Annotated in this window: 1 pseudogene; it reads left to right on the top strand. The window is 38.0% G+C overall.

The annotated features are described in order from the left end of the window. Nucleotides 1–350, top strand: a pseudogene (locus I6E26_RS11115) (IS701 family transposase); the annotation flags it as partial. Nucleotides 351–421: the final 71 nt, after the last annotated feature.

Below are 421 nucleotides of genomic sequence, written 5' to 3'. Positions count from 1 at the left end.
TGCCTGAGCCTATATCTGGAAAACGTGGACGGCCTAAAAAATATGGAGACAAGCTTTCTCTTGATTCCATCAACGATTTTCATGGTGAGGGAAAATTGGGAAAATACAAGGTAACTCACCGCATTGTCAAGACCAATCTTTTTGGTAATCGCTCTGTACATGCATATGTAACATCAAGCTCAAAAGGTGCACGGCGATTATTTTTTAGCACAGCCTCCGTGCCAGAGCTTCATATGTCATGTGCATGGCTTGAAAATTCAGAATTAAGAAATTGTCCAGTAGAAGAAGCATTTTTTTATCCGCTGAAATTGTATAAACTTCGTTGGTCTATTGAAACCAATTACTATTAGCATAAAACATTCTGGTCTATCGATAAATATATGGTGCGCAAACATATAGGGATTGAACGTCTCTTAAACAT

Origin of the sequence: Anaerovibrio lipolyticus (assembly GCF_021531495.1) — a bacterium.
Taxonomy (GTDB): domain Bacteria; phylum Bacillota; class Negativicutes; order Selenomonadales; family Selenomonadaceae; genus Anaerovibrio.
Note: the sequence above shows the minus strand (reverse complement) of the source record. Positions and strands in the feature narration are given on the sequence as shown.